At 70.8% G+C, this 21,196-nt stretch carries 17 protein-coding genes; 2 read left to right on the forward strand and 15 right to left on the reverse strand.

What is annotated here, in order from left to right; translation table 11 throughout:
* Positions 1-8: 8 nt before the first annotated feature.
* The 3 genes from yjfF to ACUKCB_RS05145 are packed head-to-tail and all read right to left on the reverse strand — an operon-like array spanning position 9 to position 3,555.
* Positions 9-992: a galactofuranose ABC transporter, permease protein YjfF gene (yjfF, locus tag ACUKCB_RS05135; protein ID WP_473039299.1), complete on the reverse strand. Its 984-nt coding sequence runs from the start codon at positions 990-992 to the stop codon at positions 9-11.
* A complete protein-coding gene (locus tag ACUKCB_RS05140) occupies positions 989-2,011 on the reverse strand; it encodes an ABC transporter permease (protein WP_473039300.1) in 1,023 nt (340 codons plus the stop codon). Before ACUKCB_RS05140 ends, yjfF begins: the two co-directional genes overlap by 4 nt.
* Positions 2,008-3,555, reverse strand: coding sequence for a sugar ABC transporter ATP-binding protein (locus ACUKCB_RS05145; protein WP_473039301.1), 1,548 nt, complete (start codon positions 3,553-3,555; stop codon positions 2,008-2,010). The genes ACUKCB_RS05140 and ACUKCB_RS05145 overlap by 4 nt, the downstream gene beginning before the upstream one ends.
* A 98-nt stretch (positions 3,556-3,653) precedes the next feature.
* Between ACUKCB_RS05145 and ACUKCB_RS05150 the strand changes: the two genes are divergently transcribed.
* Positions 3,654-4,877, forward strand: a complete 1,224-nt coding sequence (locus tag ACUKCB_RS05150; protein WP_473039302.1) for an RNA-guided endonuclease InsQ/TnpB family protein — start codon at positions 3,654-3,656, stop codon at positions 4,875-4,877.
* A gap of 122 nt (positions 4,878-4,999) precedes the next feature.
* On the opposite strand, the gene ACUKCB_RS05155 is transcribed toward ACUKCB_RS05150, so the two are convergent.
* On the reverse strand, positions 5,000-5,959 hold the full coding sequence (locus ACUKCB_RS05155; protein WP_473039303.1) for an ABC transporter substrate-binding protein: 960 nt from the start codon (positions 5,957-5,959) through the stop codon (positions 5,000-5,002).
* 340 nt (positions 5,960-6,299) lie between these two features.
* Here ACUKCB_RS05155 and ACUKCB_RS05160 point away from each other — a divergent pair, with 340 nt between their 5' ends.
* Positions 6,300-7,331, forward strand: a complete 1,032-nt coding sequence (locus tag ACUKCB_RS05160; RefSeq protein WP_473039304.1) for a LacI family DNA-binding transcriptional regulator — start codon at positions 6,300-6,302, stop codon at positions 7,329-7,331.
* Positions 7,332-7,348: 17 nt separating this feature from the next.
* On the opposite strand, the gene mmsB is transcribed toward ACUKCB_RS05160, so the two are convergent.
* From mmsB to ACUKCB_RS05215, 11 genes are all read right to left on the reverse strand, one after another.
* Positions 7,349-8,644 carry a multiple monosaccharide ABC transporter permease gene (gene mmsB, locus ACUKCB_RS05165; protein ID WP_473039305.1) on the reverse strand — a complete coding sequence of 432 codons (1,296 nt, stop codon included), beginning with the start codon at positions 8,642-8,644 and terminating at the stop codon, positions 7,349-7,351.
* Positions 8,641-10,218: an ATP-binding cassette domain-containing protein gene (locus ACUKCB_RS05170; RefSeq protein ID WP_473039306.1), complete on the reverse strand. Its 1,578-nt coding sequence runs from the start codon at positions 10,216-10,218 to the stop codon at positions 8,641-8,643. The genes mmsB and ACUKCB_RS05170 overlap by 4 nt, the downstream gene beginning before the upstream one ends.
* The gene (gene chvE / locus ACUKCB_RS05175) at positions 10,215-11,306 is read right to left on the reverse strand and encodes a multiple monosaccharide ABC transporter substrate-binding protein (protein ID WP_473039307.1); all 1,092 of its coding nucleotides are present in this window, start codon (positions 11,304-11,306) and stop codon (positions 10,215-10,217) included. The genes ACUKCB_RS05170 and chvE overlap by 4 nt, the downstream gene beginning before the upstream one ends.
* A gap of 59 nt (positions 11,307-11,365) precedes the next feature.
* Entirely contained in the window at positions 11,366-12,889 is a 1,524-nt protein-coding gene (gene arfA, locus ACUKCB_RS05180) for an arabinosylfuranosidase ArfA (protein WP_473039308.1), read from the reverse strand.
* A 112-nt stretch (positions 12,890-13,001) separates the two neighbouring features.
* Positions 13,002-13,901: a carbohydrate ABC transporter permease gene (locus ACUKCB_RS05185; RefSeq protein ID WP_473039309.1), complete on the reverse strand. Its 900-nt coding sequence runs from the start codon at positions 13,899-13,901 to the stop codon at positions 13,002-13,004.
* Positions 13,902-13,903: 2 nt separating this feature from the next.
* The gene (locus ACUKCB_RS05190; RefSeq protein ID WP_473039311.1) at positions 13,904-14,851 is read right to left on the reverse strand and encodes a carbohydrate ABC transporter permease; all 948 of its coding nucleotides are present in this window, start codon (positions 14,849-14,851) and stop codon (positions 13,904-13,906) included.
* An 11-nt stretch (positions 14,852-14,862) separates the two neighbouring features.
* A complete protein-coding gene (locus tag ACUKCB_RS05195; protein WP_473039312.1) occupies positions 14,863-16,182 on the reverse strand; it encodes an extracellular solute-binding protein in 1,320 nt (439 codons plus the stop codon).
* 90 nt (positions 16,183-16,272) lie between these two features.
* Positions 16,273-17,709: an L-fucose/L-arabinose isomerase family protein gene (locus ACUKCB_RS05200; RefSeq protein ID WP_473039314.1), complete on the reverse strand. Its 1,437-nt coding sequence runs from the start codon at positions 17,707-17,709 to the stop codon at positions 16,273-16,275.
* Between the two features lie 9 nt (positions 17,710-17,718).
* Positions 17,719-18,411, reverse strand: a complete 693-nt coding sequence (locus ACUKCB_RS05205) for an L-ribulose-5-phosphate 4-epimerase (protein WP_473039315.1) — start codon at positions 18,409-18,411, stop codon at positions 17,719-17,721.
* Positions 18,408-20,081, reverse strand: a complete 1,674-nt coding sequence (araB, locus tag ACUKCB_RS05210) for a ribulokinase (protein ID WP_473040931.1) — start codon at positions 20,079-20,081, stop codon at positions 18,408-18,410. Before araB ends, ACUKCB_RS05205 begins: the two co-directional genes overlap by 4 nt.
* A gap of 41 nt (positions 20,082-20,122) precedes the next feature.
* Positions 20,123-21,166, reverse strand: coding sequence for a LacI family DNA-binding transcriptional regulator (locus ACUKCB_RS05215; RefSeq protein ID WP_473039317.1), 1,044 nt, complete (start codon positions 21,164-21,166; stop codon positions 20,123-20,125).
* Positions 21,167-21,196: the final 30 nt, after the last annotated feature.

Raw genomic sequence — 21,196 nt, forward strand, 5'->3', positions numbered from 1 at the left:
CGCGCGCCTCAGCGGGCCCGGCGCACCACCACCCGCTGGAACACCACGAAGACCAGGAGCAGCACGCCGACCACGATTCTGGTCCACCAGGAGCTCAGGGTGCCCTCGAACGAGATCAGTGTCTGCACCGTCCCCAGCACCAGCACACCCGCCACCGAGCCGGCCACATAGCCGACCCCGCCGGAGAGCAGCGTCCCGCCGACCACCACGGCCGCGATGACGTCCAGCTCCATGCCGACCGCGTGCAGGCCGTACCCGGAGAGCATGTAGAGGCTGAACAGCAGCCCGCCCAGGGCCGAGCAGAACCCGCTCACCGCGTAGACCCCCACCTTGACCCGGCCGGTGGGCAGCCCCATCAGCCGGGCCGAGGCCTCACTGCCGCCGACCGCGTAGACCGTGCGGCCGAAGCGGGTCCGGTGCAGCACGTGCGCCGCGACCAGCACCACCGCCAGGGCGATCAGGACGCTGTAGGTCAGGGTCACGCCCTCGACGGGGGTGATGGTCCCCGTCGCCGCGGTCCGGAAGGCCGGGTCGGTGATGGAGACCGACTCGACGCTGATGAGGAAGCACAGCCCCCGGGCCAGGAACATGCCGGCGAGCGTCACGATGAAGGGCTGGACCTCGAAGTGGTGAATGACCAGACCCATCAGCAACCCCAGGCAGGTGCCCGTGAGCAGTACCGTGGCCACCGAGGCCAGCGGCGGCCAGCCCGCCTCCAGGGTCGCCGCGGCGATCATGGTGGACAGGGCCGCCACGGCGCCCACCGACAGGTCGATGCCGCCGGTCAGGATCACGAAGGTCATCCCGACCGCCAGCACGATCAGGAACGCGTTGTCCACGAACAGGTTCGTCAGGACCTGCGGTGAGGCGAAACCCTCGTAGCGCAGCGACCCGGCCCCGAAGGTGAGCACGAACACCGCGAACGTGGCGGCCACGGGCAGGAAACGCCGGGGTATGCGGACCTGTCGCCGTCTGACGTCCAGGACGCTCATGCGGCGGTCACCTCCTCGGAACGGGACGGCCTCGGACCGGCCTTGCGGCGGACGCCGAACACCTGCGAGGTCCGCGGGGACTGGAGCAGGCACACGGCGATGACCACGACCGCCTTGAACACCAGTGCGGCGTTGGGCGCGACACCGATCGAGTAGACGGTGGTGGTCAGGGTCTGGATCACCAGGGCGCCGACGAGGGTCCCGGCCAGCGAGTACCGGCCGCCCGCCAGCGAGGTGCCGCCGATGACCACCGCGAGGATGGCGTCCATCTCGATCCACAGCCCGGCGTTGTTGGCGTCCGCGGCGTTGACGTTGGAACTGATCATCAGCCCCGCCACCCCGGCGCAGAGCCCGGCGAACACGTACACCGTCCAGATGATGGTGCGGGAGCGCACCCCGGCCAGCAGACTGGCCCGGGGGTTGACACCGACCGATTCGACGAGCATCCCCAGGGCGGTTCCGCGGGTCAGCAGGGCGACCCCCACCAGAACCCCCAGGCTGACCAGGACCGCGATCGGGAGCACGAGGAAGCCCGCGCCGATCTGGTGGTAGAGCGGGTCGTCGACGGTGATGATCTGCCCTTCGGTCACCAGCATCGCCGCGCCGCGCCCGGCGGTCATCAGCACCAGGGTTGCGATGATGGGCTGGATCCCCAGCACCGAGACCAGGAAACCGTTCCACAGCCCGAGCAGGACGCAGGTGCCCAGGGCCAGCAGCACGGCGGTGACCGCGCTTCCGCCCGAGGCGATCCAGGTGCAGGCGACCGCGCCGGCGATCGCCGCGACCGCGCCCACCGACAGGTCGATCCCCCGGGTGGCGATCACCAGGGTCATGCCGACGGCGATGAGCAGGGTCGGGGCCCCGTTGCGGAGGATGTCGACGAGGCTGCCGTACAACTGGCCGTTCTGCAGCCTGATCTCCAGGAACGACGGGTTGGACACGGTGTTGAGCACCAGCAGCAGGACCAGGGCGGCGATCGGCCAGAAGAGGTGGTGGCGCAGGAGCTGTCCAGGTCTCACGAGGCCACCGCCCTACCGTGCTCCCCGTGCGCGGCGGCGATGCTGGCCATCACCCGGTCCACCGTGGCCTCGGCGCCGTCGAGTTCGGCCACCTTGCGCCGGTCGCGCAGGACCACCACCCGGTCGGACACCCGGACCACCTCCTCCAGTTCGGCGGAGACGAACAGCACGGCCGTGCCGTCCGCGGCCAGGTCGGCCACCACCTGCTGGATCTGGGCCTTGGCCCCGACGTCGATGCCGCGGGTGGGTTCGTCGAGGATGAGCAGTTTCGGCCGGGTGATCAGCCACCTGGCCAGCAGGACCTTCTGCTGGTTGCCTCCGGACAGGTTCTTGGTGAGCGCTCCCGGGTCGGTCGGCCGGATGTCGAGTTTTTCGATGTACTCGGCCACGAGGGCGTCGGCGGTGCGCCGTGGGACGGGACGCGCCCACCCTCGGGCGGCCTGCAGGGCCAGGAGCAGGTTGTCGCGCACGCTGAGGTCCGCGACCAGCCCTTCCGCCTTGCGGTCCTCCGAGCAGAAGGCGACCCCGCGGGCGATCATCGAACGCGCGCTCCGGGGGCGGAAGGGGCGGCCGCCGGTGGAGAGGCTGCCGGTGTCCGCGCGGTCGGCGCCGAAGAGCAGCCGGGCCAGTTCCGTGCGCCCCGAACCGAGCAGTCCGGCCAGGCCCACCACCTCCCCGGCGTGGATCTCCAGGTCGAACGGCGCGATCACGCCGCCGCGCCCCAGGTTCCGGGCGGTCAGGACCGGGACCGAAGCCGGGGCGCGTTCCTGGGACCGGCGCCCGACCTCCTCCAGGACGGTGTTCTCCCGGCCGAGCATGGCCGAGACCAGCTCCAGGCGGCCCGTATCGGCCGGCAGGTACTCCCCGACCAGGCTGCCGTTGCGCAGGACCGTCATCCGGTCGGCGATCTCGTACACCTGGTCCAGGAAGTGGGAGACGAACAGGATCGCGACGCCGTCGTCGCGCAGGACCCGCATGATCCGGAACAGTTCGGCGACCTCGCCCGCGTCGAGGCTGGAGGTCGGTTCGTCCAGGACCAGGACCCGGGCGTCGACGGCCAGGGCCCGCGCGATGGCGACGAGCTGCTGTACGGCGATGGGGTGGCTGTCCAAGGTCGAGGCGGGGTCGATCGACAGGCCGATGCGCTGCAGCAGTTCGGCGGACCGGGCCCGGCAGGCGCGGGCGTCGATGGCGCCCAGGCGCCGCGGTTCGCGGCCCAGGAGGATGTTCTCGGCCACCGACAGGTTCGGGCAGAGGTTGACCTCCTGGTAGACGGTGCTGATCCCGGCGTCCTGGGCCTGCACGGGCGTGCCGAACCCCACCTGTTCCCCGTGGAGGCGGATCACCCCCGAGGTCGGTCGGTGCACGCCGGTGAGGGCCTTGATCAGGGTGGACTTCCCGGCACCGTTCTCGCCCATCAGGGCGTGAACCTCACCGGGAAGCAGCCGGAAGTCGACCTCCGAGAGCGCCCTGACACCCGGGAACTCCACGGTGATGCCGCGCATGTCGACCGCGGGGGCCGCGCGCGCTGATGAATCGGTCATCAGATTGTTGGGCGTGTAAACCCGGTCCCTCAGAGCCGGGAGAAAACGCCCTCCTCCTTCCTGGTCTGGGTTACAAGAACATTCGGTGAAATGTGAGCATGACCAGGTCGATGGTGAAGCGGGCGTTCAAGTACCGCTTCTACCCCACAGATGCGCAGGCAGCGGAGCTGTCGCGGACCTTCGGGTGCGTGCGCCTGGTCTACAACCGTGCCCTGGCCGAACGCACCACGGCGTGGTTCACCCAGCAGCGCCGGGTCAACTACAACGAGTCCTCGGCCGCTCTGACGGAGTGGAAGAAGGACCCCGACCTGGCGTTCCTGTCCGAGGTGTCCTCGGTGCCGCTCCAGCAGGGGCTGCGGCATCTGCAGACGGCGTTTCGGAACTTCTTCGACAAGCGGGCCAAGTACCCGCGTTTCAAGGCCAGGAAGAAGTCCAGGGCGTCGGCGGAGTACACCCGGTCGGGGTTCAAATACCGCGACGGGCGACTGACCCTGGCGAAGATGTCCGACCCGTTGGACATCGTGTGGTCGCGGCCCCTGCCCGAGAGGGCGGAGCCCACCACGGTGACGGTGTCCAGGGACAGTGCGGGCCGGTGGTTCGTGTCGGTCCTGTGTGAGGACACCGTGGCCCACCATGCCCCGTTGGACCGGGCGGTGGGGGTGGACGCGGGCATCACCAGCCTGGTGGCGTTGTCCACCGGGGAGAAGGCCACCAACCCCCGGCACGAGCGCCGGGACCGAACCAAGCTGGCCAAGGCCCAACGCGAGCTGTCCCGCAAGGCCAAGGGCTCGGCGAACCGGGACAAGGCCCGCAACAGAGTAGCCCGGGTGCATGCCCGTATCACCGATCGCAGGCGCGACTTCCTGCACAAGCTCTCGACTCGACTCGTCCGTGAGAACCAAGTGGTCGTTGTCGAGGACCTGACCGTGCGCACCATGGTCAAGAACCGCAAACTCGCTCGCGCGATCTCGGACGCGGCCTGGACGCAGCTCCGGACGATGCTGGAGTACAAGGCTGCCTGGTACGGGCGGGAGCTGGTCGTGGTGGACCGGTTCTTGCCCTCCTCCAAGCTGTGCTCGGGGTGCGGGGCGTTGCGACAGAAGCTGCCGTTGAACGTGCGCGAGTGGACCTGTGGCTGTGGCCTCACCCACGACCGCGACGTGAACGCGGCGATCAACATCAAGGCCGCCGGGCTGGCGGCATCTGCCTGGGGAGCTGGTGTGAGACCTCAACGGGAGTCCTCCCGGACGGGGCGGCCGGTGTCGAAGCAGGAAGGCCGTGGGGCGACCCGCGACGGGGCGCGAGCCTCGAACCACCGGTAGGTGGTTCCGCAATCCCCGTCCTTCAGGGCGGAGAGGAAGCCAAGACCAGAGCTTTCGTTTCTGGGGCCCCGTTCCCGGGCTCCGGGACGGGGACGGGAACGGGGCCGCCGATGCGGGGCGGTTCAGTACTGCCGGCCCGGGAGCGCGGCCTCGGCCTCCTCCTGGGTGAAGGTGGTCTCCTCGACCTCGATGCGCTTGGGGACCTCCTCTCCCGCGGCGACCTGCTCGACGAGCTCCATCAGCTGTTCGCCGAGCAGGGGGTTGCACTCGACGATGAAGTTGATCTCGCCCTCCGCCAGGGCCTCCATCCCGGCCCGGACGGCGTCCACCGTGATGATGCGGATGTCCTCGCCCGGCTCCAGCCCGGCGGCCCTGATCGCCTCGATGGCGCCCAGCCCCATGTCGTCGTTGTGTGCGTAGACCACGTCGATGTCGTCGTGGGAGTTCAGGAAGGCCTCCATCACCTCCTTGCCGCCCGACCTGGTGAAGTCGCCGTCCTGGGTAGCGATGACCTCGATGTCGGAGCTGCCGGAGACGGCCTCCTCGAAGCCCTCCTTGCGGTCGATGGCCGGAGCGGCCCCGGTGGTGCCCTGCAGTTCCACGACGTTGGTCGGGCCGTCGCTGTTGTCGACCAGCCACTGCCCGGCCTTGCGGCCCTCCTCGACGAAGTCGGAGCCCAGGAAGGTCTCGTAGAGGGAGTCGTCCTCGGAGTCGATGGCCCGGTCGGTGAGGATGACCGGGATGTCGGCGCGCTGGGCCTCCAGCAGGACCGCGTCCCATCCGGTCTCCACGACCGGGCTGAAGGCGATCACGTCGACGTCCTGCTGGATGTAGGAGCGGATGGACCGGATCTGGTTCTCCTGCTTCTGCTGTGCGTCGGAGAACTGCAGGTCGATCCCGGCCTCCTCGGCGGCCTGCTGGATGGACTCGGTGTTGGCGGTACGCCAGCCGCTCTCCGCGCCGACCTGGGCGAACCCCAGGGTGAGGGTGCCGTCCTCCCCCGCGCTGTCCGACCCGTCCGCTCCGCAGGCGGTCACCGCCGCCAGCACGATCGCGGCCGCGGCCGCGGTGTACTTCTTCATCGCGAGTGTCCTCCGTGTTCGTGGTGCCCCGGATCGTCGATAGCCGTTATGGTGACCGGGGTCACTGGAAACCTAAGAGTGAGCGCTAACAATTTTTCGGTCAATCCCTCTACGGAAACGTTTTCGTATCGTTGATGGGCAGGATCAATGTGTAGTGTTAGCGCGCACTTAGAGTGGTGGAACTGTCGAAGCGTGCCGGGGCGCGGCCCCGTACCCCGACACGGGGGCGCCGGGTGCGCGCGAACGGGCGGGGCAGGCCGGTCCCGTACCCTGGCCACCCGCTCGCAGTGGAAGGCACGACGAGGCCGGCACACGAACGCCGGCACACAAGGAGCCATGGGTGGACCACACCTCTTCAGCCGTCCGGGGGGCACGAGAGCCCGCGATGACCGACGTCGCCCGGCTCGCGGGCGTCTCCCACCAGACGGTCTCCCGGGTCCTCAACGGGCACCCGAACGTCCGGGAGCAGACCCGGCTGCGGGTACGCGCGGCCATCGAGGAACTGGGGTACCGGCCCAACCGGGCCGCCCGCGCCCTGGCGACCGGGCGGTCCCAGCACATCGGCGTGGTGGCGCAGAACTCGACGCTGTACGGCCCCGCCTCCCTGTTGGCCGCCTTCGAACTGGCCGCGGCGGTACAGGGGTTCGTGGTCAGCGTGCGCAGGGTCCGGGTCCTGGACCGGAGCTCGATCACCGAGGCGGTCGAACACCACCGGGAGCAGCGGGTCGCCGGGATCGTGGTGATAGCGCCCACCGCGGCGGCCGGCGAGGCTCTGGCCGAGGTGCCGACCGACGTCCCCCTGGTCGCCGTGGACGGCGACCCCGACCGCGGCGCGACCCTGGTGACCGTGGACCAGGAGGCCGGAGCCCGACTGGCGACCCGCCACCTCCTGGAGGCGGGACACCGGACGGTGTGGCACGTGTCCGGGCCCGCGGAGTGGTTCGACGCCGCGGGGCGGGTCCGGGGCTGGCAGGCGGCCCTGGAGGAGGCCGGAGCCGAGGTCCCGCCGGTCAACCCCGCCGACTGGAGCGCCGCCTCGGGCTACCGCGCGGGCCTGCTGCTCGCCCGCATGCCCGAGGTGACGGCGGTGTTCGCGGCCAACGACCACCTCGCCCTGGGGATCCTGCGGGCGATGTCGGAGCGCGGCCGGTCCGTCCCCGGCGACGTGAGCGTGGTCGGGTTCGACGACGTTCCGGAGGCCGCGTACTTCACCCCGCCCCTGACGACCGTGCGGCCCGACTTCGACATGGTGGCCGGCGAGACCCTGAACGTGCTGATGTCCTGTATCTCCGACCCGGGGGCCGGTTCCATCCGGCGGACGATCACCCCCACGCTCGTGGAGCGCGACAGCGTGGCCGCGCTCCCGGGCTGACCGCACGGAGCCCGGCCTCAGGCCGGTGTCCGCTCGACGCCGCCCCGGCCCCGGGCGCCACTGCCCCCCTTCGCCGGCCCTCCGGACCCCCGTCCGCCCCTCGGCCACAGGACGGGCAGGGCGGAGCCGGAGCCGACCCGGCGCTTGTTGTAGATGTCGAAGGCCACCGCGAGCAGCAGCACGAGCCCCTTGATGAGCTGCTGCCAGTCCACCCCCAGCCCGATCAGCGACATGCCGTTGTTCAGCACGCCCATGACCAGGGCGCCGATGACCGCCCCGACGACACTGCCCACACCGCCGGTGGCCGAGGCGCCGCCGATGAAGGCGGCCGCGATGGCGTCCAGCTCGAACATGGTCCCCGCACCGGGGGTCGCGGCGTTGAGGCGGGCCGTGAAGACCAGCCCCGCCAGCGCCGAGAGGACCCCCATGTTGACGAAGACCCAGAACGTGGTGCGCCTGGTCCTGATCCCGGACAGGGCCGCCGCCCGCTCACTGCCGCCCACCGCGTAGACGCGCCGGCCCATGGTGGTGGAGCGCATGACGAACGAGTACCCGGCGATGAGCGCGACCAGGAGCAGGCCCACCAGGGGGAGCCCGTTGTAGTCGGCCAGCGCGTAGGTGAACGCCAGGATCACGCCGACGACGAGGACCGAGCCCGCAGCGGTGACCGCCGCCGGCTGGACCGGGAGGCCGTGTGCGCCGGAACGGGCCCGTGAGCGCCACTGGATCCACACGATCACGGCCGAGCCCGCCAGGCCCAGGCCCAGGGTGAGCAGGTGCAGGCCCCCGTCGCCGCCGGGGAGGAAGCCGCTGGCGATCACCCGCAGGGACTGGGGCAGGGGAGCGATGGACTCGCCGCCCAGCACGGCCAGGGTGGCGCCGCGGAAGACGAGCATCCCGGCCAGGGTGACGATGAACGCCGGCACACCCACGTACGCGATCCAGAACCCCTGCCAGGCTCCGATGACGGCGCCCAGGAGCAGCGCCGCGGGGATCACGACGACCGTCGGCAGTCCCCACGAGGTGAGCATGATCGCCGACACCGCCCCGGTGAAGGCCACCACCGAACCGACCGACAGGTCGATGTGCCCGGTGACGATCACCAGCATCATCCCGATCGCCAGGATCAGGATGTAGGAGTTCTGCATGATCAGGTTGGTGAGGTTGAGCGGGGTCAGCAGCAGGCCCCCGGTGAGGACCTGGAAGAGGACGATGATGGCCACCAGGGCGATGGCCATGCCGTACTGGCGTGCGTTCCCCTGGAGCAGCGCGCCGATCCTGGCGCGCGGTGAGGTCTGGGCTGTCTGGTTCACGGTTGGTCCCCGGTCCGGGTCATGAGTTTCATCAGGGTCTCCTGGTCGGCCTCCTCGCCCGACACCTGTCCGGTGATCCGGCCCTCGCACATGGCGTAGATCCGGTCGCACATGCCGAGCAGCTCCGGCAGCTCGGAGGAGATGAGCAGGACGCAGGCGCCCTCGGCGGCGAGCCGCCGCACGATCAGGTAGATCTCGTACTTGGCGCCCACGTCGATGCCGCGTGTGGGTTCGTCGAGGATGAGCAGTTCGGGTCGGGTGAACATCCACTTGCCCAGGACGACCTTCTGCTGGTTGCCGCCGCTGAGCGTGCGCACGGTCTGGGACGTGCCGTGGCTGCGCACCCGCATGTGCTCGCTCATGCGCCGCGCCTCCACCGTTTCGAGCCCGGGGTCGATGACCCCGCGCGTGGAGACACGGCCCAGTCCCGCCAAGGTGGTGTTGCTGCGGATGTCGTCGTCGAGCACCAGTCCCAGCGACTTGCGGTCCTCGGGCACGTAGGCGACCCCCGAGGCGATGGCGTCCGCGACGCTGCCCACGGGCAGGGCCCGGCCGTCCCGGCGGAGATCGCCGCGCACGTACCGGCCGTAGCTGCGGCCGAAGAGGCTCATCGCGAACTCGGTGCGACCGGCCCCCATCAGGCCCGCCATCCCCACGATCTCCCCCGCGCGCAGTGTGAGGCCGACCCCGTCCACCACGCGCCGTCCGGTCTGTGTGGGGTGGTCCACCGTCCAGTCCCGCACCTCGAAGAGCTCCGGGCCGATCCGACCGGTCCGTTCGGGGTGGCGCTGGTCGAGGTCGCGGCCGACCATCCCCCGGATGATGCGGTCCTCGTCGATCGAGGGCACTCCCCGGGCGTCGCGCTCCACGGCCAGGGTCTCGATGGTCCGGCCGTCCCGCAGGATGGTGACCTCGTCGCTGACGCTCACCACCTCCCCGATCTTGTGCGAGATGAGGATGCAGGCCACCCCCTGGGCGCGCAGTTCCAGCAGCAGGCCGAGCAGGCGCTCGCTCTCGGCCTCGTTCAACGCCGAGGTCGGCTCGTCCAGGATGAGCAGCCGGACCCGTTTGGCCAGTGCCTTGGCGATCTCCACCATCTGTTGCGCGCCGATGCTCAGCGCCGAGACCGGAGTCGCCGGGTTCTCGTCCAGACCGACGCGGAGCAGCAGCTCACGGGCCCTGGCGTGGGTGGCGCCCCAGTCGATGACGCCGAAGCGGCTCACCTCGTGGCCCAGGAGGACGTTCTCGCTGACGGACAGCTGCGGGACCAGGGCCAGTTCCTGGTGGATGATGGCGATGCCGGCCCGTTCGCTCTCGGTGACGTCGGCGAACCGTACGGGCTCGCCGTCGACGAGCACCTCCCCGGTGTAGGAACCGGCGGGGTGGACCCCGCTGAGCACCTTCATCAGGGTGGACTTCCCGGCGCCGTTCTCGCCCATCAGGGCGTGGACGGTCCCGTGGCCCACGCTCAGCGAGACCCCGTCCAGGGCCCGGACCCCGGGGAACTCCTTGTGGATGTCGCGCATCCGCAGCAGGGGTCCCGGGGCCGCGGGTGTTTGGCTCGCGGTGTTCATCCGAGCTCGGACTCCTCGTAGTAGCCGCTCTCCACGAGGACCTCGTGGTAGTTGTCGATGTCCACCGAAACCGGTTCGAGCAGGTAGGACGGGACCACCTTGACGCCGTTGTCGTAGCTCTCGGTGTCGTTGACCGGTACCTCCCCGCCGGTCAGCACGGCCTCGGTCATCTCGACGGCCTGCGCGGCCAGGACCCGGGTGTCCTTGAAGACGGTCTGGGTCTGCTCCCCGGCGATGATGGACCTGACCGAGGACAGGTCCGCGTCCTGGCCGGTGACGACGGGCAGCGGGCGGGCGTCGGTGCCGTAGCCGGCCGCGCGCAGGGACTCGATCACGCCGAGGCTGATGCCGTCGAAGGGCGACAGGACCGCGTCCACCTCCTCGTCGGAGTAGTTCGCGCTGAGCAGGTTGTCCATCCGGGACTGCGCGATGGCGCCGTCCCACCTCTGGGTGGCGATCTGCTCCATCGACGTCTGACCGCTGCGCACCTCGAGCGTGCCGTCGTCGATGTGGGGCTGCAGGACGGACATGGCGCCGTCGTTGAAGAAGTAGGCGTTGTTGTCGTCGGGGGAGCCGCCGAAGAGCTCGATGTTGAACGGCCCCTCCTCGTTCTCCAGGTCGAGCGTGTCCACGATGTACTGGCCCTGGATCACACCGACCTCGAAGTTGTCGAAGGTGGCGTAGTAGTCGACGTTCTCGCTGCCCATGATGAGCCGGTCGTAGGCGATCACCGGGATGTCGCCGTCGGCGGCCATGTCGAGCACGTCACCGAGGGCCTCGCCGTCCACGGAGGCGATGACCAGGGCGTCCACGCCCCGGGTGATCATGTTCTCGATCTGGGAGAGCTGGTCCTGGACGACGTCCTCGGCGTACTGCAGGTCGGTGCCGTACCCCTGCTCCTCGAACTCCGCCACCATGTTCTCGCCGTCGGCGATCCACCGTTCGGAGGACTGGGTGGGCATGGAGATGCCGATGACACCGTTCTCGCCCTCGGGCTGTGCCGCGTCGCCCACCCCGCCGCAGGCGGTGAGCGCGAGCGAGGCGGCCAGTAGTGCGGCGGTCGTTGCGGTGCGCGTGTGCTGTGGCATGCGCGGTTCCTTTCTGGGGTCCCGGTCGCGGAGTACCGGGCGGGGGTTGTCCCGGCCGTTCAGCTGACGCCGGTGGCCAGGGTGATGACGGACCAGGAGACGGGTGGGAGCACCGCGCTGAGCCGGCCTCCCTCCAGACGCGTCTCCTTGGCCGGGCGGGGCACGACCCGGTCCGGGGTTTGGAGGGTGTTGGTCGCGTAGGGGTCCTCGTCACTGAGCGTCTGGGCGTCGGTGACCGCCACGGGGGCCAGGGCGCGCAGGTCGGCGTCGAGGGTGAGGGGTTCGTCGGTGGAGCGGTTGACCACGAACAGCGAGACGGTCCCGTTCTCCTCGTCGTGGGTGGCCACCGCGTCCAGTACGGGCACCGTGCCGTGGCGTTCGGTCCCGTGTCCGGGGGCCGTCAGTCCGGTCCGCAGCACCTGGCCCCGGGCTGCGCGCGCGGTCAGCGCGAAGGGGTGGAAGACGGTCTGGCGCCAGGCCGGGCCGTCCGGTTCGGTCATGATCGGGGCGATGACGTTGGCCAGTTGTGCCTGGCTGGCGGCGGTGACCCGGTCGCTGTGGCGGAGCAGGCTGATCAGCAGGTTTCCGACGACGACCGCGTCGGCGACGTTGTAGCGGTCCTCGATGACACGGGGGGCGATCCGCCAGTCGTCGGTGGGGTGCACCGCTGCCTCGGCCTGGTAGCGGCTCAGGTACCACACGTTCCACTCGTCGAAGGAGAGCTGGATGCGTTTGGGGTCGCGCAACCGGGCTCCCACGGCGTCGGCGGTGGCGGCCACCGACTCGATGAAGCCGTCCATGTCGACGGCGCTGGCCAGGAAGGAGGCCAGGTCGCCGTCGTGCTCCTCGTAGTAGGCGTGCAGGGAGATGTGGTCGACGGCGTCGTAGGCCTCCTCCAGGACGGTGGCCTCCCAGGCGCCGAAGGTGGGCATGGACGAACCGGAGCTGCCGCACACCACCAGTTCCAGGTCGCGGTCGGCCATCTTCATGGCGCGGGCGACCTGGGCCGCCTTGCGCCCGTAGGAGCGGGCGTCCAGGTGGCCGAGCTGCCAGGGCCCGTCCATCTCGTTGCCCAGGCACCACATGCGGATGTCGTGCGGGGCGGGGTGGCCGTTGGCGGCCCTTTGGTCCGACAGGCGGGTGCCGCTCGGGTGGTTGCAGTACTCCAGCAGGTCCAGGGCCTCGGCCAGGCCCCGGGTGCCGAGGTTGACCGCCATCATCGGTTCGATGTCCAGGGTGCGGCACCAGCTCATGAACTCGTCGAGGCCGAACTGGTTGGTCTCGATGCTGTGCCAGGCCAGGTCCCTGCGTACCGGCCGCTGGTCGCGGGGGCCGACACCGTCCTCCCACCGGTAGCCGGAGACGAAGTTGCCGCCGGGGTAGCGGACGGTGGTCACCCCCAGTTCGCGGACCAGGGCGGCCACGTCGCGCCGGAAGCCGTTGGGGTCGGCCTCGGGGTGGCCGGGTTCGAAGATTCCGGTGTACACGCAGCGGCCCATGTGTTCGACGAAGGATCCGAAGGTGCGCCGGTGGACAGGGGCGATCGGGGCGGTGGTGTCGACGTGCAGGGAGGCGTTGAGCATGGGTCTCCTCGGCTGTGGGCGGTACTCGGTGGGCGGGCCCGGTCGCGGCGGTGCGAGCGGTCGGGGGGCGAAGGAGGGGGCGGTCGTGGTTCGGGCCCCTCGCGGGTGGTCCTCAACCCTTGATCCCGGCTCCGGCGACACCGGTGACGATGTGCTTCTGGAAGAGCAGGAAGACGATGAGCAGGGGGACGGCGCCCAGCACGGCCGAGGCCATGAGCTGGGCGTACTGGATGCCGTACTGTCCCACGGCCGTGCCCAGCCCCACAGGCAGGGTCATCATCTCCGGGTCGTTGGTCACGATGAACGGCCACAGGAAGTTGTTCCAGGCGCCGATGAAGGTGAAGATGCCGACGGCGGTGAGGATGGGCCGGGACAGCGGCAGGATGACGTTCCACAGCACGCGCAGGGGTCCGGCGCCGTCCAGGCGGGCGGCGTCCTCGTAGTCGCGCGGGATGGCGTCGAAGAACCGTTTGAGGATGAACACGAAGACCGGGGCGACCACCTGTGGCAGGGCGATGCCCCAGTAGGTGTCCACCAGGCCCAGCTGGGTCATGAGCACGAACTGCGGCACGATCAGGGTCTGTGGCGGGATGAGGATGCCGCCGATGACCAGGGCGAACAGCGCCGGTCGGCCGCGGAAGTCGAACCGGGAGAACCCGTAGGCGGCCAGGACGCAGAACACCAGGGTCAGCGCGGTGACGATCAGCGTGGTGATGAGCGAGTTCATGGTCCAGCGCAGGATGTCCCCGCGGCCCAGGACCAGGGCGTAGGCCTCGAAGGTGGCGTTGGCCGACAGCCACGAGGGCGGCATGACGGTGGTCTCGCCCTCGGGCTTGACCGAGGTGGCGAAGGCCCACAGCAGGGGGACGAGCCAGACGAGCGCGGCCAGGGTGGCGACGGTGTACAGCGCGACGGCGCCGACGGACATCCGGCGGCGGCGAGGGGGCGTGCGCCCGGGGGGTTTCGCGGGTCCTTGGACGGCGCGCGGGGCGGGAGGCGTGGAGGTGGCCATCGTCAGTCCTCCTTCCGGGAGAAGAGACGGAACTGGGCGATGGAGGCGGCGATGATCAGGATCATGAAGACGTAGGCCATCGACGAGGCCAGCCCGATGCGCAGCCCGACGAAGCCGGAGTCGTAGATGTACTGGATGACGGTGCGGGTGGCGAAGTTGGGCCCGCCGCTGGTCATGAGGTAGATCTGCTCGAACACGCGCAGCGAGCCGATCAGTTGCAGCATGGCGATGAGCGCGGTGGTGCGGGTCAGCATCGGCAGGGTGATCCGGCCGATGCGCTGCCAGGCCCCGGCCCCGTCGATCGCGGCGGCCTCGTACACGTCCTTGGGGATGGACTGCATGGCGGCCAGGTAGAGCAGGTAGTTGAACCCGACCTGCCACCACGCCGTGGCGATCACCACGGAGTACATCGCGGTGTCCTCGGCGAAGAGCCACTCGGGGCCCTCGATGCCCAACCGGCCGAGCGTGCCGTTGAACAGGCCCAGGCTCGGGTTGTACATCCAGCCCCAGATGAGCGTCATCACCGTCACCGGCAGGATGAAGGGGGCGAAGAACGACAGGCGCAGGAACCAGCCGAGGCGGCGCGCGTGGTCGGTGAGCACGGCCAGGCCCAGGGCCAGCAGCACCATGAGGGGCACGCTCAGGATCGTGAACCACAGCGTGTTCCACAGCGAGTCGTACATGGCCGAGTCGGTCAGGCTCTCGGACCAGTTGTCCAGTCCGATGAAGGAGACGTCGCCGCCGGCCAGGCTGCGGTCGGTGAAGGTGTAGCCGAACCCGACGATGGCGGGCCACAGCAGGAAGAGGGCGTAGAAGGCCAGGAACGGCAGGACGAACCACAGGCCGGTCCAGGTGTGCGGGCGGCGGCGGACGTCGACGAGGCCGCGTGGGGCAGTCGTGGCGGATCCGGGCGCGGTGCGGGGCGCGGGAGCGTGGATCTTCTGGGTCATGGTGTGGCTCCCTACACCGGCGACGGGACGGTCAGCAGTTCACGGATGGTGCCCTTGAGCTGGTCGAGCGCCTGCTCCGGGGTCTGGGTGCCCTGGTGGAGGGTGGTCAGGGCACCGGTAGCCTCCTCCTGGAGCCGCCCGGCCGATCCGCTGAACCAGCCCTCGGGCTCGAACTGGACGTTCTCCGCGGCCTCGCGGTACTCGGACTGGGGGTGCAGCGCGTCGTACTCGGCGCTCTCCACGACCGGCTGGTAGGCGGGGATGTGGCCACCGCCGGCCCAGGTCAGGCTGTTGTGCAGCATCCACGCGGCGTACTCCGTGGCGGCCCGGGTGCGTTCGGGATCGCGGTCGCGCTGGTGCGGGAAGACATAGCAGTGGGAGTCGCCGCGCGTGCGGTGGTTACCGAACACCGCGGGGAACTGGGCGGCGGAGAACTCGATCCCGGCGGCCTCCAGGGTGGGGATCTCCCAGTTGCCGTGGATCATCAGCCCGGCGTGGCCGTTGGCCAGGTTCGCGGAGGTGTCGGCGTCCCTGGAGTGGCGCGGGGCCAGCCCCTCCTCGGATAGGCGGTACATGACGTCCATGGCGGCCAGCGCCTTGTCGTCGTCCATCTCGAAGTCGTCCTCGCCGAGGACGAGGTCGCCGTCCTGCTGGCGGTAGAGCGCCCAGAAGTTGGACCAGGGGTTCCAGGTGTCGATGGAGATGCCGTACTCGCCGGTCACGCCCTGGATCTCACGGAGCAGGTCGAAGTAGTCGTCCGTCCCGGAGACCTCGATCAGGCGGTCGTCGGCGTCGAGCACGCCCGCCTGGCGGCACACGTCGAGGTTGAGGTACTGGATCAGCACGTGGGTGTCGATGGGGACCGCGTACAACTGCCCGTCGAAGAAGCACTTCTCCCAGATGTTGGGCAGCACGACGGTGTCGTCGATGCCGAACTCCGCGAGCAGGGCGGGGTCGATCGGGTCCAGCAGGCGGCCGGGGGCCAGGCTCTCCAGACGCGAGACGTGCACGGTGGCCACGTCCGCGCCCCGGCCGCCCGCGGCACCCATGGCGACCTTGGTGTAGAAGGGCGCACCCCAGGTGAAGGTGGTGGCCCGGAAGTCGATCTCGGGGTGCTCGGCCCGGTATGCGTCGTGCATCTCGATCATCCGGTTGCCGTCACCGCCCGCGAACAGGTTCCACTGCCGCAGCCGGGTCCGGCCGCTGATGAGGGTGTCGGGCGGGGCACAGCCCGCCGCCGCCAGGCCCGCGGTGGCCAGGGCACCGGTGACGAAGGCCCGGCGGCCCGGCCCGGCCGGGGCCGAGGGTGGTGCGTGTGCTGCTCTGCGCATGGTGTGCTCCTTGCGCTGAGGGGGTGGGAGGGCCCGCTCGGGGCCCTCCCGTGGGGGGTGGGTGCGCCGGGGCGCCTCAGGGCCGGTCGCTCAGACCGGGACGTACTCGATACCGGCCAGCTCGCACAGGACGCGCCAGTCCCGTGCCCGGTGGCCGGTGTTCATGACCATGTGGTGGGTGCCGCCCGCCCGCAGCCAGGCGTCCATGCAGCCCCGGACGCCCGAGGACGGCCGGAACTGTCCATAGGGCATCTCCAGGGCGGGCAGCTCGGGGGCGTCCAGGATCTCGCCCTCGGCCACGACCAGGCGGAACCGTTCTCCGCCCAGGGCCACCAGGGAGGCCAGGGTCGCCGCGCCCGTGCGGTAGCGGAACAGGATCGTGGGCGGGTCGTCCAGCCCGCCGATGCCCAGCGGCCTCTTGATGAGGCGGACCGGTTCGTCCTCGCGGGCGAGGCGCCAGTTGCCCTCACCCATGTGGCTCATCAGGATCGAGTCCGAGGGGAAGTCCATCGCGTACATCTCGGTGAAGTGGCCGTCCCCGGCCAGTTGGTGCCCCGCGTAGACGACCGAGGCGGCCAGGACGTCCCCCTCCCCGGCGAACCCGTACCCCTGGGCCATGAGGGTGGAGGCGGCGGCCATCGGCAGCCGGGCGAAGCGCCCGTCCTCCGCGATCGCGTCGAAGTGGGTGGAGTAGGCACCGCAGCCCGAGTCCTCCAGCAGCCGTTCGATGCCCAGTTGCATGCGGACGTGGTCCTCGCGCTCCTCCTTGGACAGCTGCTCGTCCACGTCGAACGCCCCGTCCTCCCAGGAGATGAGGTCGCGCACCGCCTGTTCGGGCAGGTCGGCCATCGTGCGGTGCAGGGCGCCGGGTGCGATGACGTGGACCTCGGGGCCGAGCGCGCGCAGCAGGGCGGTCTCGTCCACCCGGGCGTCGCCCATCCCGTTCATCGGGTAGCCGAAGACCCCGACTCGCAGGCGGCGCAGCGAACTGACCGTGCGCGCGGCCCGGGCCCAGCGGTCCACCTGTTCCGCGAAGTGCGGGTCCTGCCACTCGCCGGTGATGACCTCGAAGCGCGTACCCGCGCGCACCAGGGCGTTGGCGGTGTCCTGCGCACCGTGGATGCCCTGGTTGTAGGTCATGTCGTCCATGTCCCACTCGGCGGTCACCGCCGGGTCGGGCTGGATGTTGGCGAGCGCCACGGGCAGGCGCGACTCGGTGAGCGCCCGGGTGACGCGCAGCGAGGGGCCGTAGGTGAGCATGACGACGAGGACCCCGTCGAGGCCTTCGGTCTCGAAGTCGCGCATCGCCCGCTCGGCGTCCTGCCTGCCGCGCACCGGCCGGCTGACGGTCCACTCGGCGACCCCGGACAGTTCCGCGGCCACCCGTTCGGCGTAGGCGGCCTGGTGTTCGGTGATACCGGGGATCATGGCGTCGTAGAGCGGCTGCATGACGCCGAGCAGGCCGATGCGCGGAAGGCGCGTTCGCACTGCGGGGTTCTCGCTCACCGGAGGGGTGGGTACAGGCACAGTGGTTCCTTACTGTCCGTAGACGTTCTGGTAGCGGTCGTGGAGGGCGTCGATGTGCTCCTGCGGCAGGCGCTGCACCGGACCGCCCTGGCGGGCGAAGTGGACGGTGCGCGCCACGTCCTCGCACATCACCGCGGCCTTGACCGCGGCCCTGGCGTCCCCGCCGATGGTGAACACGCCGTGGCCGCGCATGAGCACGGCCGGGGAGCGGTGGTCGCGCAGGGTCGCCACGACCCCCCGGCCGATGTCGTCGCCGCCGATGAGGGCGAACGGTCCCACCGGCACGTCCCCGCCGAACTCGTCGGCCATCGCGGTGACCGCGCAGGGGATCGCCTCCCCCCGGGCCGCCCAGGCGGTCGCGTAGGGGCTGTGGGTGTGGACGACGCCCCCCACGTCCGCGCGCTCCCGGTAGACGTAGGCGTGGGCCTCGGTGTCGCTGGAGGGGTTGTGCCGCCCCTGCACCCTTCGCCCGTGCAGGTCGCACACCACGATGTCCTCGGGGCGGAGGTCGTCGTAGGACACACCGCTGGGCTTGATCACCATCAGGTCGGTGCCGGGTACCCGGGCCGAGACGTTGCCGCTGGTCCAGGTGACCAGGTTCCACCGGGGCAGTTCGGCGTGCAGGTCGCACACCTGTTCACGTAGGCCCTCCACCTCCGTGCGGTGCTCGGCCAGCTGTTCCTCGGGCGTGCGTGTGCTCATCGTGCCCCCCGGGCGGTTCGGTCGGTCCTGGTCAGCGCCTCGTGGCGCAGGGCGCGCAGACGGTGGAGGCTGTCGCTGCCACCGCGGCCGAAGTGGTCGTGGAGTTCGGTGTAGACGGCGAAGAGGTCGTCGTAGGCGGCGGACCTGCCCGGATCGGGGTCCACGGTCGCCTCGCGGACCCGGCCCATGGCGGCGGACGCGGTGTGCACGTCGGGGTGGAACCCGGCGGCGACCGCCGCGTGGATGGCGGAGCCGACGGCGCAGCTGTGTTCGGTGTCGACCACGCGCAGGGGCCGGTTCAGCACGTCCGCGTAGACCTGCAGGACGAACGGGTTGCGGACCATCCCGCCCCCGATGGTGAGGTCGTGCACGGGGACGCCCGCGCCGGTGAAGGCCTCGATGATCGTGCGGGTGCCGAAGGCGGTGGCCTCGACCAGCGCCCGGTAGACCTCCTCTGGCCGGGTGGCCAGGGTCATCCCGACCAGCACCCCCGACAGCGCGTGGTCCACCAGCACCGAGCGGTTGCCGCTGTGCCAGTCCAGGGCGACCAGGCCGTGCTCGCCCACCGCCGCCCCGGCCGCCCGCTCCGAGAGCACCTCGTGCACGGACAGGCCACGTTCGGCGGCCTCCTCGTGGTAGGCGGGCGGGACATGGGTGCTTGCGAACCAGCCGAAGATGTCGCCGACCCCGCTCTGTCCGGCCTCGTAGCCCCACATCCCCGGGGTGATGCCGCCCAGGGCCAGGCCGCACATGCCGGGCACCTCCGCCAGGACGTCGGAGTTCATGACGTGGCAGGTGCTGGTGCCCATGATCGCGAGCATGCGGCCGGGCTCCGTGGTCCGGGCGGTGGCGGCGGTGACGTGGGCGTCGATGTTGCCGACGGCGACGGGGACGCCCTCGGGCAGCCCGGTCCACTCCGCGGCCCGGCCGGTGAGGACGCCCGCGCGCTCGCCCAGCTGGGAGAGGGGGTGGTCGAGCTTGTCCTGGGCGAAGGTGGCGAAGCGGGGGTCGAGGGCGGCCTGGAAGTCCTTCGACGGCCACCGTCCGTCCTGGTACAGACCCTTGTACCCGGCCGTCGCGACGTTGCGGGTCTCGTGCCCGCACAGCTGCCAGACGATCCAGTCCGCGGCCTCGATCCAGCGCTCGGTGCGTTCGTAGACCTCTGGGTCCTCGCGCAGGACCTGGAGGGCCTTGGCGAACTGCCACTCGGAGGAGATCCGCCCGCCGTAGCGGGGCAGCCACTCCTCGCCGCGCTCGGCGGCCAGCGCGTTGATCTCGTCGGCCTCGGGCTGGGCCGCGTGGTGGCGCCACAGTTTGGGCCAGGCGTGCGGGCGGTCCCGGAGGTCGTCGAGCCGGCACAGCGGTGTGCCGTCGGCCGTGACCGGCAGGACGGTGCAGGCGGTGAAGTCGGTGCCGATCCCGATGACCCGTTCCGGTCCGACCGCGGCCCTGCGCAGCGCCTCGGGCACGGCGCTGCGCAGTACCTCCCGGTAGTCCTCGGGGTGCTGGAGCGCGGTCTCCGGCGCCAGCGGTTCGTCCCGGCCGGGGAGCCGGTCGGTGATGACCCCGTGCCGGTAGGCGTATTCGGCCGAGCCGAGTTCCGTGCCGTCGGCCGCCCGGACCACGACGGCGCGGCCGGAGAGGGTGCCGAAGTCGATCCCGATGACCACAGCGTCCTCTGTCGGACCTGTGTTGGCGCTAACATCGTCTGTCAAGAGGTTTCCTTTCGGGGGTTGTCCCGGACGTCGGGGTCGGGCGCGGGGCCGCTGCTGCCCCGGGGCAGCAGGCGGGCCGGGACCATCCGGCGCAGATCCGCCCGCGGGGCGGTGTCGGCGCCGCCGACCTGCTGGAGCAACAGGGCCAGGCTTTCCCGCCCCACCCTGGTGAAGTCCTGTCGGACGGTGGTCAGTGCGGGGGAGAGGAACTCGGCCTCGGGTACGTCGTCGAAGCCGACCACGCTGACGTCGCCGGGCACGTCCAGACGTGCTTCGCCCAGGGCGCGCAGGAGGCCGACGGCCATCTGGTCGTTGCCCACGAAGACCGCGGTGACCTGCTCCCCGGCGGCCCGGCGGGCGAGCAGGGCCCTGCCCTGCTCGTAGCCGGAGCGGGGGCTCCAGTCCCCGCACAGGGTCGCGGGGGCCGGGGCGCCCGCACCGGCGAGCGCCCGCCGCCACCCGGCCAGACGTGCCCGCGACTGCGGCCAAAGCGGGTTGCCCTCGATGTGGTGGACGGTCCCGTGGCCGAGCCCGAGCAGGTGTTCCACGGCCTCGGCCGCCCCCTGGGCCTGGTCCACGCGGACCACGGGAAGCCCCCAGTCCTCGCCGCCCTCCACCATCACCAGAGGCCGGGGGGCGTCCGGCGCGGTCAGCCGTTCCGACAGTCGGCGCTGGGGGGTGATGGCCACACAGCCCTCCACCGACTGCTGGATCAGGTGGTCCACCGCCTCGGCGGCACTGTCCCGCGAGGTGTGGTCGAGGCTGACCACGGTGAGGAAGTATCCCGCCTCGCGGGCGGCCCGCTCGATGCCGACCAGGGTCTGCGCGGGGCCGTACAGCGCGGTTTCGGAGGCGATGACCCCCAGCACGTTGGTCCTGTTGGTGGCGAGGGCGCGCGCGGTGGAGTTGCGGCGGTAGCCGGTCTCCTCGATCGCCCGGCGCACGCGCTCGACCGTCGCCGCGCGCACGTTGGGGTGGCCGTTGACGACCCGGGAGACCGTCTGGTGGGAGACGCCGGCGAGCCGGGCGACGTCGGCCATGACGGGGGCGCGGTTCTTGGGCTGGGATGT

It is taken from the genome of Nocardiopsis moroccensis (assembly GCF_055763695.1).

Bases quoted from the DNA above. Each gene is read 5' to 3' on its own strand.
- yjfF (WP_473039299.1), bottom strand. From the start codon at position 992: ATGAGCGTCCTGGACGTCAGACGGCGACAGGTCCGCATACCCCGGCGT.
- ACUKCB_RS05145 (WP_473039301.1), bottom strand. From the start codon at position 3,555: ATGACCGATTCATCAGCGCGCGCGGCCCCCGCGGTCGACATGCGCGGC.
- ACUKCB_RS05150 (WP_473039302.1), top strand. From the start codon at position 3,654: ATGACCAGGTCGATGGTGAAGCGGGCGTTCAAGTACCGCTTCTACCCC.
- ACUKCB_RS05155 (WP_473039303.1), bottom strand. From the start codon at position 5,959: ATGAAGAAGTACACCGCGGCCGCGGCCGCGATCGTGCTGGCGGCGGTG.
- ACUKCB_RS05170 (WP_473039306.1), bottom strand. From the start codon at position 10,218: ATGAACACCGCGAGCCAAACACCCGCGGCCCCGGGACCCCTGCTGCGG.
- chvE (WP_473039307.1), bottom strand. From the start codon at position 11,306: ATGCCACAGCACACGCGCACCGCAACGACCGCCGCACTACTGGCCGCC.
- arfA (WP_473039308.1), bottom strand. From the start codon at position 12,889: ATGCTCAACGCCTCCCTGCACGTCGACACCACCGCCCCGATCGCCCCT.
- ACUKCB_RS05185 (WP_473039309.1), bottom strand. From the start codon at position 13,901: ATGGCCACCTCCACGCCTCCCGCCCCGCGCGCCGTCCAAGGACCCGCG.
- ACUKCB_RS05190 (WP_473039311.1), bottom strand. From the start codon at position 14,851: ATGACCCAGAAGATCCACGCTCCCGCGCCCCGCACCGCGCCCGGATCC.
- ACUKCB_RS05195 (WP_473039312.1), bottom strand. From the start codon at position 16,182: ATGCGCAGAGCAGCACACGCACCACCCTCGGCCCCGGCCGGGCCGGGC.
- ACUKCB_RS05205 (WP_473039315.1), bottom strand. From the start codon at position 18,411: ATGAGCACACGCACGCCCGAGGAACAGCTGGCCGAGCACCGCACGGAG.
- ACUKCB_RS05215 (WP_473039317.1), bottom strand. From the start codon at position 21,166: ATGGCCGACGTCGCCCGGCTCGCCGGCGTCTCCCACCAGACGGTCTCC.